This window comes from Steroidobacter sp., from assembly GCF_016790065.1.
Classification (GTDB): domain Bacteria; phylum Pseudomonadota; class Gammaproteobacteria; order Steroidobacterales; family Steroidobacteraceae; genus Steroidobacter.
Window position 1 is genome coordinate 1 of sequence record NZ_JAEUPY010000366.1, and the last position, 13068, is coordinate 13068.

At 61.6% G+C, this 13068-nt stretch carries 9 protein-coding genes; 6 read left to right on the forward strand and 3 right to left on the reverse strand.

Annotated features, from left to right (window positions below; all coding sequences use genetic code 11):
* Together mdoH and JNL55_RS15135 are read right to left on the reverse strand one after the other, a co-directional pair.
* Positions 1-1447: glucans biosynthesis glucosyltransferase MdoH (gene mdoH / locus JNL55_RS15130; protein WP_293854913.1), on the reverse strand; the 1447-nt coding region annotated here is incomplete at its 3' end.
* On the reverse strand, positions 1432-2931 hold the full coding sequence (locus JNL55_RS15135; RefSeq protein ID WP_293854916.1) for a glucan biosynthesis protein: 1500 nt from the start codon (positions 2929-2931) through the stop codon (positions 1432-1434). The genes mdoH and JNL55_RS15135, both read right to left, overlap by 16 nt.
* A gap of 388 nt (positions 2932-3319) precedes the next feature.
* Here JNL55_RS15135 and JNL55_RS15140 point away from each other — a divergent pair, with 388 nt between their 5' ends.
* The 4 genes from JNL55_RS15140 (at position 3320) to JNL55_RS15155 (ending at position 9536) form a co-directional block, all read left to right on the forward strand.
* A complete protein-coding gene (locus JNL55_RS15140) occupies positions 3320-4366 on the forward strand; it encodes a sugar phosphate nucleotidyltransferase (RefSeq protein WP_293854920.1) in 1047 nt (348 codons plus the stop codon).
* A gap of 64 nt (positions 4367-4430) precedes the next feature.
* The gene (gene treZ, locus JNL55_RS15145) at positions 4431-6227 is read left to right on the forward strand and encodes a malto-oligosyltrehalose trehalohydrolase (RefSeq protein WP_293854924.1); all 1797 of its coding nucleotides are present in this window, start codon (positions 4431-4433) and stop codon (positions 6225-6227) included.
* A complete protein-coding gene (gene treY / locus JNL55_RS15150) occupies positions 6224-9091 on the forward strand; it encodes a malto-oligosyltrehalose synthase (protein WP_293854927.1) in 2868 nt (955 codons plus the stop codon). Before treZ ends, treY begins: the two co-directional genes overlap by 4 nt.
* Before the next feature lie 124 nt (positions 9092-9215).
* Complete coding sequence (locus JNL55_RS15155) at positions 9216-9536, forward strand: hypothetical protein (RefSeq protein WP_293854932.1); 321 nt, start codon at positions 9216-9218, stop codon at positions 9534-9536.
* A gap of 15 nt (positions 9537-9551) precedes the next feature.
* Here JNL55_RS15155 and JNL55_RS15160 read toward each other — a convergent pair whose 3' ends face one another.
* Positions 9552-10457, reverse strand: a complete 906-nt coding sequence (locus JNL55_RS15160) for a DUF4382 domain-containing protein (RefSeq protein ID WP_293854942.1) — start codon at positions 10455-10457, stop codon at positions 9552-9554.
* A 328-nt stretch (positions 10458-10785) separates the two neighbouring features.
* Here JNL55_RS15160 and JNL55_RS15165 point away from each other — a divergent pair, with 328 nt between their 5' ends.
* Positions 10786-11073, forward strand: coding sequence for a hypothetical protein (locus JNL55_RS15165; protein ID WP_293854935.1), 288 nt, complete (start codon positions 10786-10788; stop codon positions 11071-11073).
* Between the two features lie 157 nt (positions 11074-11230).
* Positions 11231-13068 (forward strand): hypothetical protein (locus tag JNL55_RS15170; RefSeq protein WP_293854939.1); only part of this gene is annotated, 1838 nt, incomplete at its 3' end.

A 13068-nucleotide genomic window follows, 5' to 3' on the forward strand; every position in this document is an offset into this window, starting at 1 on the left:
TGAACAAGGAGCGCAACATGCCCAGCACTTTGGGAATGAACAGCACCACCATGGTGAAAATGAACAGCTGAGTCATGCGCTCGGCGTCGAACTTCGGCCAGTCCGGGAACAGCTGGAAGCTGCGGCTGAAATATTCCGGACGAATCAGCGTGGCCTGCAAGGTCAACGCGAAACCCACCACCAGCAGCATCAGCCACAGCGGTGAGGACAGATAACTCATGATGCCGATGAAAAAGTGACCGCGGCTGATGGTGGACAGGCCGTCGGCGCCGATGATCTTGGTGTGTTGTAAGTTGCCTTGGGCCCAACGACGGTCGCGAACCGCGACATCGATCAGCGAAGGTGGGCTTTCTTCCCACGAGCCGTCCAGGTCCGGTGCCATGCGCACTTTCCAGCCGGCTCGACGCATCAACGCCGCTTCGACGAAGTCGTGCGACATCACGTGACCGCCGAAAGGTTTACGGCCCGGCAGCTGAGGCATGCCACAGGCTTCGGCGAACGCCGAGACGCGAATGATGGCGTTGTGTCCCCAATAGTTGCCTTCGTTGCCGGACCAGGCAGCGACGCCGCGCGCGATGATGCCGCCATAGACGCGGCCGGCGAACTGTTGAATGCGGGAGAACAAGCTGTAATGACCGTGCAGCATTGGCACGGTTTGCAAAATCCCCAAATGCGCGTCGCCCTGCATGCGGCGGACCAGCTCGATCAATGTTTCGGCCGACATCAAGCTGTCGGCGTCCAGCACGATCATGTAGTCGTAACGACCGCCCCAGCGTTTGACGAACTCTTCGACGTTGCCGGCTTTGCGACCGGTGTTGTGCCAACGTCGGCGATACCACACCGGCATCACCTCGCGCAGCTCGCGTCGCAGCCGATCGATGGCCAACGATTCGTTGATCCAGGGATCGACCTGGGTCGTGTCCGAGATGATCACGATCTCGAAGTGTTGCGCGGCTCCCGCTTGTGCCAGCGCTTCGGCCATGGCTTGTAGAGCGGCGGTGGTGGCAGCGGGATCTTCGTTATAGATAGGCATCAGCAACGCGGTGCGCGAACCGACCAGCGTCGCCTGAGTCTTGGGGATGTGCAACGGCACCAGCAGGCCGACGATGGACGAGGCGGCCGAGAATGCGATCCACGCGAAGGTGACCGTGAAGAAGAAAATCATCACGCCTTGCAGGACCGTCATCTTGGAGAATTCGACGATGCTGAGCATCTCGAACAGCGCGTAACCAGTGATGCCGAGCGTGCCCAGAATCGCGAGGGCACGTGCAAAGATTGCTCGGGCCGGCGCCGGGCCGAGCGCTCGCACGACCTGGGGCGCATGACGCAAGTCTTGCACCGGCATGTCGATAGGACGCTCGAACGGCATGGCGCCGCGAACTACGTCGCGGCCTTCGCCTGGGGTCGCCGGCGGGGGCGGCGTGGGAGCTTTCAGCTGGCCGTCCATCGATAAAGCCAGGTTTCGGTAATGGGTCGATTGGCCCGCAACAGACGCAGTCGCAGCTCGACCAGGTTGCTGCCGGCGGGATCTAACTCGAAGCTGGCGCGCACGCCCTTGGTGAGCGGATTCGGCTGCATCACCAGATGTGACAGCTTACCCGCGGACGCGCCGACATCGAGCTTCAGCCCTTCGATGGTACGCCCCGCGCCTGCGAAGTCGACTACGAAGATACGACGCTTGCCATCGATCGTCGGACCGGTGCGAGTGGCGGTGGCACGTCCCAGCGATGGGGTGATGCGCGGCGTGGTGTTCCAACGCATGCGATACGACGCATGCCAGGGCTTGCCGGCCGGCAATACATAGTGTGGTCGGAAGAACGCCACGATGTTGTCGTTGGTCTCGTTCTCGGTCGGGATCTCGACCAGGTCCACCGAGCCCTTACCCCAATCCGAGGTGGGCTCGATCCAGGCGCTGGGTCGCAGCTCATATTTGGCTTCGAAGTCGCGGTAGTCGCTCATCCGGCGCGACCGCTGGATCAGGCCGAACGCACGCGGGGCCTCGGCAGTGAAGGCTGATACTTGCAGGTCTGTAGGATTGCGCAGAGGTCGCCACAGGCGTTCGCCCGAAGCGGTGACCACTTGTAAACCGTCCGAGTCATGTACTTCGTCGCGGAAGTCGTCGATGCGGGTGCGCTCGGATTCATCGAACAGAAACATCGAGGTGAGCGGCGCCACGCCGATGTTGTCCAGATCCACGCGCGGGAACAGCGTCATGTCCACATCCATGACGGTCTCGGTGCCGGGCTGAATGGCAAACCGGTAAGCGCCGGTGGTGGACGGGCTGTCCAGCAATGCATGCACCACGATGCCGGAGGAGTTGGCGCCCGGCCGTTCGATCCAGAACTGGGTGAAGGCGGGGAATTCTTCGCCGGCCGGATGCGCGGTGCGAATGGCCAGGCCGCGGGCCGACAAGCCGTACTGGCCGCCGCGAGGCACCGCCCGAAAATAGGTGGCGCCCTGAAACACCGTGAACTCATCCCAGACCGAGCGGGAATTGAGCAGGTTGCGCACCCGGAAGCCGGACAGCGGCAGCGCTTGCATGCCCAGCTGTTTGGGCACGTGCGGCCCGAACGAGAACATGTCGGGCATGCCGGTCAGGTCGAGCGCGGTGCCGCTTTCCACGGCCGAGACCTTGACCGGGGTTTGGAATAGAAAGCCGGCCGGCAGCAGCTCGATCCGGAACGGCACCTGTTCGTTACGCCACAACGCCGAGTCGGGTTTGAAACGAATGTCTCGGTACTGGTCGTAGGTCAGTTGTTGGAGGGGCGTATTGCCTTCCAACCGGCGCGGCTGATAGGCACCCGCGGCGGTGCGCTTGGCCAACTCGACTACCGTGGTGGGCGTGAACTTATAACGGGCGGCTGCCGCGCCATTGGGTGCGGGTTTTACGGAAGCGGCACCGGCCACACAAGAGAAAGTCACGGCTAGCATCGTGAGCCAGTAACGGCGCATGATTTTTTGCGCCGGTCGCTGCATCACCAGCGGCGGTCCCGAGCGCGGAATGGACGAGGCGCCGGCGCCCCGAGATGTTGCTGACTCGCCTGAATTCATCCGAATCGATCGTTCCTGGTTCAAAGGCCGCTACGGCAAGCTGATACGTAGCGGACGGGACCCGATTCGCTGCGCATCATCGCGCCGGGAAGTTTCAGGTCTCTGGTCTACGCATGTCACAACGCCACAGTTCCAGATTTCATCGCTGTCGCGGAACCGCGTCGCTTCGCCGCGGATTACTCGCATCGATGTTCGTTGGTGGCATTGCCACAACAGCGTCACTTTACCAGCCTATACCTGTCGTACCGCATTGTTATCGGAGATCCGTATGATCGACGTGTCGCGAGCCCCGGACCGTGGCCATTCTCATCAATGGGCTTTGGTTCTGGCAGCAGGCGACGGCAGTCGATTACGCGCGTTGACCACCCAGCCTTGCGGCACGGCGGTTCCCAAACAGTACTGTTCCTTGAGCGGCGGCCAATCGTTGTTGGAAGACGCGCTGGCTCGCGCACAATCGCAGGTCGCCCCGGAGCGGGTTTGCGCCATCGTCGCTCAACAACACCATCGCTGGTGGTCGAGCGCCGCAGCCATCACCGCGCTACCCCAGGCCAACCTGATCGTTCAGCCTCGTAATCGCGGTACCGCCATCGGCATCCTGTATTCGCTGGTGCATATTTTAAGCCAGGATCCGGAGGCGCAGGTGCTGTTGTTGCCGTCCGACCACTATGTGGCCGACGAAGCGACCCTGCAGCGCTCATTGGCCGCGGCCATGGACCATGTCGTGCGCTGTCCTGACCAGCCGGTGCTGCTCGGCCTGCATCCGGACGAGCCGGATAGCGAGCTGGGCTATGTCATTCCCGGCGTCAGCGACGCGTTCGGCGGTCGAACTGTGGCGCGCTTCGTGGAAAAACCCGAGCTACCCGTGGCAGCCCAGATCGTCCGGGCCGGCGGGTTATGGAACACCTTTATTATTGCGGCCTCGGCCCGCGCCTTGCTGAATCTATTCCTGCCGCGCTTCGCGGCCACCGTGATGGAAATGCAAGTGATCGTCAGCAACGCGCTCCAGCAGCAGACCGCGAGCGGCTGGCCGGCCATCGTCGATATGTATACGCGGCTGCCGGACCTGGATTTTTCGCGCGATCTGCTCGAAGGCCGCGAAAGCACGCTGTGCGTGATGCGCGTGCCTTCCTGTGGCTGGAGCGATTTGGGCACTCCCCATCGGGTCGGTGAGACTTTGCGCCGGTTGCCCAGCGACCGGGTGTCCAGCGATCGTCGCTTCCGGGCGCATGCCGATGTTCCCAGTCAACTCGATTTGATCAATCTGGCCGCTCAGCATGCGCACTTCGAACGCTCGATGCGCGGGGCGTCGCTCTGAGCCGAGCCGAACACGCGCAACAGGACATCAACAACAGGGGCAGGACGCCCGATGGTGACGCGCTGTGAGCAATGATTTCTCGTTGCAATTCGGTCCGCAGCTCACCGCCGAGGGCACGAAATTTCGTTTGTGGGCGCCGAGCGCACGGCGCGTCGACCTGATCGTCGGCCATGAGGGCGGCGGCCCGCTGCGCCAGCCGCTCACTGCCGGCGACGACGGCTGGTTCGAAACATTGGCGCACAGCGTTGGGCCCGGTACCCGCTATCGCTTCCGCATCGATGACGAGCTCGAGGTGCCCGACCCGGCCTCACGCTTTCAGCCCGACGGCGTGACCGGCCCTTCGCAAGTCGTCGACCGGCGTTCCTTTCCCTGGCGCCGCTCGGATTGGCACGGCCGCGAGTGGCATGAAACGGTGCTGTACGAGTTGCATATCGGCACGTTCACCCAAGCAGGTACCTACGCCGCGGCTATCGACCGCTTGGACGATCTCGCCAGCATCGGCATCACCGCCATCGAGCTGTTGCCGCTCAATACATTTCCCGGGCGCTGGGGGTGGGGCTATGACGGCGTGTTGTTATATGCGCCGCATCCCACTTACGGCCGCCCGGAAGAGTTGAAGCGCTTCGTCCAAGCGGCCCATGACCGTGGACTGATGGTGCTGCTCGATGTGGTCTACAACCACTTCGGTCCGGAAGGAAATTATTTGCATCGGTACGCCGAGGATTTTTTCACCTCGGCTCGGCACACGCCGTGGGGCAGCGCCATCAACTTCGCACACCCCATCGTGCGACAGTTCTTCATCCAGAATGCGTTGTATTGGCTGGCCGAGTATCGCTTCGACGGCTTACGGGTCGATGCGGTGCATGCCATGTTCGACGACGGCGATACTCATTTCATCGATGAGTTGGTCGAGACCGTGCAGCGAGGGCCCGGCAGCGAGCGAAGCATTCACATCGTGCTCGAGAACCATCACAACGAGGCGCGGCGGCTCGGCTGCAAAGGTCGCACGATGGTTGCGCAATGGGACGACGATGCTCATCACGCGCTGCATGTTGCGTTGAGCGATGAACGCGACGGTTACTACGCCAACTATGCGGATCGTCCGCTCGAACATCTCGGTCGGGTGCTCGCCGAAGGTTTTGCTTATCAGGGTGAAGTTTTTCCCGCCGAGAACCAGCCGCGCGGCGAGCCTAGCTCACATCTGACGCCGAGCGCCTTCGTCAGCTTTCTGCAGAATCATGATCAGATCGGTAATCGCGCGCTCGGCGAGCGGCTCACGCAACTGACGCCGCCGGAACGACTTCGCGCCGGCTTTGCGATCCTGTTGTTGTCACCGCAGATTCCCATGTTGTTCATGGGCGAAGAGTACGGCGCGGTGCAGCCGTTCTTGTACTTTTGCGATTACCAGGGCGACTTGGCCAAGGCGATCCGCGAAGGCCGGCGTAACGAGTTTGCTGCGTTCGGCAGCTTCACCAGCGATAAGCAGCGCGAGCAGATTCCCGATCCGAATGCGCCCGAGACTTATCGGGCCAGCCAGTTGAACGCCGCGGACCGCACTCGTTCGCCGCATCGGGAGTGGGAGCAGCTCACTCGCGACTTACTGAGTATGCGCACTAAGCAGGTTGTGCCGTTGATTCCAGGGATTCAGCCTGGCGCCGCCACTTACAGCGTTGACGAACATTTGCTCACAGTGAAGTGGCCGATCACCGGGGGCAAAGTTTTGGTCTTGCAAGCCAACCTCAGTGACACACCCAAGTCCGCGCTGCTCTCGGGTGAGGTTTGGTATTCGACTGCCAGTGCCGGGGCTCGCGGTGAAACACTTGGCGCGTGGGAAGTTCGCTGGTCGTTGGACCAGCCATGAATTCACCGCTACCCACCGAGCCGGGCTCGAGGTTCAACATTCCTCGCGCCACCTACCGGCTGCAGTTCAACAAAGAGTTCACGTTCAGCGCTGCCGCACGCATCGTTCCTTATCTGGCGCGTCTTGGCATCAGTCACGTCTACGCTTCGCCCATTCTCAAGGCGCGGCCCGGCAGCATGCATGGCTACGACGTGGTCGATCACTCGCAACTCAATCCGGAGCTCGGCAGTCGCGAGGATTTCGATAGCTTCGTGCAGGTCTTGCATGAGCACGGCCTGGGGCTGATCGTCGATATCGTGCCCAATCACCTCGGCGTGATGGGCAACGACAACGTGTGGTGGCTGGATGTGCTGGAGAACGGGCCGGCGGCGCGCTGTGCGTTTCACTTCGACATCGACTGGCGGCCGAATCGTGTCTCCATGCGAGATCGTATTCTGGTGCCGGTGCTCGGCGATTCCTACGGTGTGGTGTTGGAGCGCGGTGAGTTGCAGGTCGAGTTCGATGCTGCGGCCGGAAGCTTCTCCGTGTGCTATCACGAGCATCGGATGCCCATCGATCCGCGTGAGTACGCTCGCATTTTTTCGCAGCCTGTCTCTGCAGAGTTGTTGCCCGCAGACGATTCGCATCGCGCCGACTTCGAAAGTCTGCTGAACAGTTTCAGTAATCTGCCGCCGCGGGACGATACGTCCACCGACGCGATCGCCATTCGTTATCGCGACAAAGAAGCACACAAGCGCCGTCTGGCGCGGTTGCTCGAACGCAGTCCGGAAATTTTGCGTCACATTACCGAGAGCGTGATCAGCATCAACGGCACGGCCGGCCAGCCGGAAAGCTTCGACGCGTTGGATGCATTGCTGGAGACGCAGGCGTATCGGCTGTCGTACTGGCGGGTGGCGGTCGACGAGATCAATTATCGACGCTTCTTCGACGTGAACGACCTGGCAGCGCTGCGCATGAACGAGCGCAGTGTGTTCGATGCGACTCACCAGTTGATCTTCGAGCTGATCGACGCCGGCAGCATCGACGGCTTGCGTATCGATCATTCCGATGGCTTGTACGATCCCGAGGAATACTTTCTGCGCTTGCAGGAACGCTTTGGCGACCAGGCGGGGCGGCGGCCGCTGTATGTGGTGACTGAAAAGATCCTGGCGGCTCACGAACGGTTGCCCGAGTCGTGGCTGGTTCATGGCACCACCGGCTATGACTACGCAGCGTTGCAAACCACCTGGCTGGTGTGTAGCGACGAAGAGTCGCGGATGACTCGGCGCTACCGGAATTTCACTGAGAACGAGGCGTCGTTCGAAGCGCTGGTCTACGAGAGCAAGCGGTTGGTGATGCGCTCGTCGCTGGCGGCCGAAGTGGAAGTGCTGGCGACGCAGCTGGATCGGATCGCGCACTTGGATAGGCACACTGCCGACTTCACTCGAGCGGCGTTGCGTGAGGCGATTCGCGAAGTCATTGCGTGCTTCCCGGTTTACCGCACTTATATTTCGCCGCGCGGGATCGGTGATGAAGATCGCCGGATCATTCATTGGGCGACCGGGCTGGCGCGACGGCGCAGTGCCGGTGCCGAAGTCAGCGTGTTCGACTTCCTGCGCGATGTGTTGTTGGGCACAGCGGCGGATGGGCGGCCGGCGTCGCATCGCCAGGCCATGCTCGAATTCGCGATGAAGTTTCAGCAGGTGACCGCGCCGGTAACGGCCAAAGGTGTCGAGGACACCGCGTTCTATCGTTTCAATCGGCTGATCTGTTTGAATGAGGTAGGCGGCGAGCCCAGCCGCTTCAGCGTGTCGTCGACGGCTTTGCATCAGGCCAATCTGGAACGCGCCAAATTGTGGCCGCATGCCATGCTGGCGACGTCGACGCACGATACCAAACGCAGCGAAGACGTTCGCGCGCGCATCGCGGTGCTGAGCGAACTGCCGGATCTATGGAAACAGCATTTGTCGCGCTGGTCGCAGCTGAATCGTAACAAGCGCCGGCAGGTGGACGATGCGCCGGCGCCGTCCCGCGAAGACGAGTATTTGTTGTATCAGACGCTGGCAGGCTTGTGGTCGCCGGAGCTGACTACCGAACGACTCATCGAGCGGTTGCAAGCGTACCTGCTCAAGGCGGGCCGCGAGGCGAAGCGCGCTACGTCGTGGATCAATCCCAACGCCAACTATGAGACTGCCGTCGGCGAGTTCATCGCGCAGTTGTTGAGTAATCCCGAGCGCAATGCGTTCCTGCGCGACTTCACATCGTTCGTCGGGCCCATCGCCTATTTCGGGCGTATCAACTCGCTGGCGACGACCGTGTTGAAAACGACTTCGCCGGGCGTGCCCGATTTTTATCAAGGCACGGAGTTGCCGGTGTTCACGTTGGTGGATCCGGATAATCGCGCGCAGGTGGACTTCGAAGCCGCCGCGCAGCAGCTCGAATCGCTGGCGAGTGTCGAGGATGCGGCTACGCTGTTGGAGGGCGCTGATGGCGTGCGCGCCAAGTTGTTCGTCACATCGCGGCTGCTGCAACTTCGTGTCGATGACGCTGCGTTGTTCGCGCTGGGGAGCTATCAACCGCTGCAAGTGGAAGGCGAGAAGAAAGATCACGTGTTCGCGTTCGCGCGGGCTTATGAATGGCGTAGTTGCGTGGTCGTGGTGCCGCGTTGGCCAGCGAAGTTGGTAGACGGCGTTGTCACGTTGCCAGTGGGCAACGTTTGGGGTGACACCAGAATCATCGTGGGTGCCAACGGTGGCGGGGAGTTTCGCGACGTGCTGACGGGTCGCTCGATCCGCGCGCAAGGCGAGGAGGGGTCGTTGTTCGTTTCCGAGGTACTGGCGACATTCCCAGTTGCCGTGCTTCGCTCCGCGCCAACTTCCGCGTAGCGTGCGCACGCGGTGACGCGCGGAGCGCAGTCAAAATAAAAATGTGCGATCGGGTCTGTTTATATATACAGCCGCGGAGTGCCTGCGTAACATGCTCCAGCCTGATCCACCGCAGGAGAGTTTCATGGCTCCGGACGAACCGATTGCACCGCGCCCCGCTACAGCATCGCTAGCTGAGCTCATCGAGTTCGAGCGTGGCGAACTCATGCAGACTCACGCCATGGCCCGCTGTTTGAAAGACGTGCTGACCTACTCCGACGACGATGACGCCACCTTGCACGCCGACGTCGCGCTCGTGATCTCGCGATTGATCAATGGCTCGGTGGCGCGACTCGAAGACGTGCGCGTGCGTGTCGCGAAACTCGAGTCGAGCGTTAATTATAGTTTGGATTCTGGCCCGCCGCCGCCGCGTGAGGTTCGCGAGCCGCGGGCCACGTATATGTAACCAAGCGTTAGCGCGTCAAGGAAGGTTGCGAGTGACCGTCTCGGCATCGTCGACGCTGATGTTGACGATGTTGCGGAACTCCAGATCTTCGCTGGTCAGCGGATCCTCGTCGTTGCCGATACACGTGACCGCCATCGTGTAATCGCCGGCCGGCAGATAACGCAACGCATAGAAGTACGAGTTGCCCGACGAGCTGGTGAAGATGGGCGTGGTGGCGAACGGCTCGGTATCCGAGCCGTCGATGTCGTCGGGCGTCACATCCTCGCCGGTATACAAATAAACGGCACCTCGGGACAGGCTGTCGCCGGACGGGCAGCTCACCGACACGTTGCCTTCGATGCGGCTCATGTCTTCGGTTTTCACGGCGCGCAGGATAGGCGTGAGCGTGTATTCGTCGCTGTCGTCATCGAAGCTGAGCGACTTGCGCAGGTCCAGCAATAACGTAAACGACTCGTGGCTGGTCTTGTCTTTTTCGACATCGAAGCTGAGCGTCGCATAGTCGCCGGTGACCAGGTTGAGCGGGAACTGCGTGCCGGAGTTATTGGTGACATAGGCATCGTCGCTGGCATTTTCATCGAACAGCAGCCGCACGCCGGTGTAGTTACCTTCGGAGAGTTGCTCGTCGGTGAACAGCCGCAACATGCCGTTGTCGTCGGCCAGGTCGATGAAGTCCAGCACCTCGCTGTCGCTGAACTCGATGGTCTCGGTGCCGCCGCTACTAGTAACAAATTGTAAGCCGCGCACATTGGCCACGATCTGCGCGATGGCCGGATCCGATGGCAGCTCGGTGGCCAGGTCCATGGTGACTTTGCCTTCGCAGCCGGCCAGCAGACCGCCGCACAAGACCAGCAGCGCGAGCCGCGCCAGCGGGCGCCGGCCAAAGCTGAATAGCGACCCGACTGAACGTTGTATGAAAGGCATGAAGCGCACCGAAATTCCCTAACGACAGCATCCGTGAGTGTGATGCCGCAGACCTGCAGTTGGTCACGATTGCGAGCCAGAAAGTTCCTGCGCAATGGTCGCACGAATCGTAGCTTGGCGAGCGCTGGCTGGGTCGTTGGGGTTTGTCGCTGGCCGGCAACGTGACCAAAGTCGAGCGGCCGGGGGTATCCGATTGTGGGTTCCCGAAATAACCCGCCGGGGCGAGGCTCGGCTGCCCTAAAGGACACATCACAGCCAGGTAACCCGCCAATACTCTGCGCACGGCGATGGGTGTTTAGCCCCGTTCGCCATCCTAGGGGATAGCAGCGTGGAACGAGGTGTAGTGGTCGGCGGGCTCATGATCTGCGGCAGTTTTCTGCTCGCGGCGATGCTGAACCGTTCCGCTATGGAAGAGCTGCCGGCAACCGCCCTGCCGGTGCCAACCGAGGTTTTGCCAACGCCGGTGATCGTCCCCGAAGCGGCTCCCGGCCTGGCGGGCTGCGGTGAAGTCGAGTCCAGCGGGAATTCCGGCGACGATGCGTCTCATGCCGTTGCGCAGACGGAACAAACTGCGGCTGGCCTTATGGTCAATGGGCCCGAGACCTGCCCGCGCTGACAATCGGCCGACCTAAGGTTATCCGGTTTGAAGCCGCGGTCGGTTGTATGCCACCGCATTTGCGCGCGCTCCGTTCTCCTCCCGCTCGGACGCTCGTTGCAGCTGGTCGCGGCTTCTCCTGACTCTGTTTGCTTCCAATCGTTGCCACCATCCGTTCATGGAAGCCGCCAATCCTTCGAATACTGCAACACCCGCGAATGCGTCGGGCTTCGCCGTGCGCGGCGGCCGACGGCGACAGCGTCGTTTGCCTCTGGCGCAATTGTTATTTGCTGCAGCCGGCATCGTACTGCTGATCGCGGCCGGTGCTTATGTGTTGCGCTTCGTGAGCGCGACGGCATTTCACAAAGAGCGAGCCTTCCGCGTCCTGGATGAGTTCGGTAGTCAGCTCGACAATCTGCAGCGCACGCTCGCCAATCAGTTACGACTGTTGCCCATCGAACTGGTCGGCGGTCAGTGTGTGCTGGAATTTGCCGGCCAGGCGCCGCTGAGCAAACTTTGCAATGACCGGCGCGAAAGTTATCAGCGGCGGCTTGCGCTCAAAGGCCCAAAGGTCGGCATCGCGAGCGTCAGCAAAGAAACGTTCGCGCGCGCCTGCGGGCCGACCAATCGCTATGCCACTTCGGTGCGGGCCCGCGAGCCTGGCGTGCCGTTCACCGCGTTCTCCTGCACGATAGAAATTCAATCGCGCAATGCCGATCAGGTACTCACGGCCGCGTTCCAAGGTTCGATGGCCGAGACTGCCGAAGCGTTCGTGTCGCAGGACTTTTTCGATGAGGTGTTGCTGGCATTGGGCGATGGCACCGTCATTGCGACCGTGCCGCGCCGGACAAGCGCTGGACCAGCGACCCTGCAATTGCATCCGGCCAAGGTGCGGCGTCTCGGGGTAACCAATGTCAGTGCGTTGCTGGGCCGAAGCAGCGAGGCGTCGGCGGAAAAACAAACATTGCCGTCACAGCCCGATGTGCTCACCACCACAATCGCCGGCGACGAATATCGAGCATTCGTTCGAGCCGTGCAGCCGCGCTACGGCACTTACCTCGAGCAGGACGACGGCAAGCCGGCACTGCGCGAAGAACGTTTGTACATCGTCGGCCTGAAGCGCGAAGACCTGCGTGCCGAACTGGCCAGTTCGATGGAGCCGGGCGGCCGCTTCCTGGTCACCATCCTGACGCTGCTGGCGTTTCTGGGTTGGCCACTGGCGAATCTACGTTCGAAGGCGCCCGACGATTCTATTGCCTGGAGCGAGGCGGTCGCTTGTCTGGCGGCTGTGGTGTTGATTCCGGCGGTGTTGGCGATTGGTACGGTGTGGGTGTGGAGCTATCAGGGCTTGTTGTCGTGGGTCGATACGGCGACGGCGCGTTACGCGCAAGAGATCGACACGACTTTGGATCGCGAGCTGCAGGAAGGACGTCTGCTGCTCGATCAGTACCGAACGCTATATGGGCCGGCGCGACCGGCTGCGCCACTCGCTATTCCAATCCGCTCACGCGAGGGTGGTGGGTTCGTCACCGGCAGCGTCGCAGCTTGTAACAAGCAATTGGATCGCACCTGTGTCGTGGATGTGAGTGCTGACGGCTCCGGTCAGTGGCGCGGCTGGACGACGTTCTCTTCCGTGTTCGCCACTGACAGCAGCGGCGCGCGCGAGGGCGAGCGCTACACGGTGTATGACCCGCCATTGGTGAAGTCCGATGCGAGTTACGACAACCGCGAATACTTCCGAGCGCTGCAAAGAAACGAAGGCTGGGCAATTTCGGACGCAGCGACTGGGAAAAAAGACTCCTTCGTCGCGCAGCGTTTGTTCAGCGGCAGCGACGGTGCTCGTGTTCTGCAGATCGCCATGCCGCGCTCACAGGGAACAAATTGCGACGGTGGTTTCTGCGGCATCGTGACCGGCAGCGCCAGTTTCCACAGTCTGGCAGCGGCCGTGTCGCCGCCGCTGCTGCAGTTTGCCGTCATCGATCGCGACAGTGGTCTGGTGCTGTTTCATAGCAATGA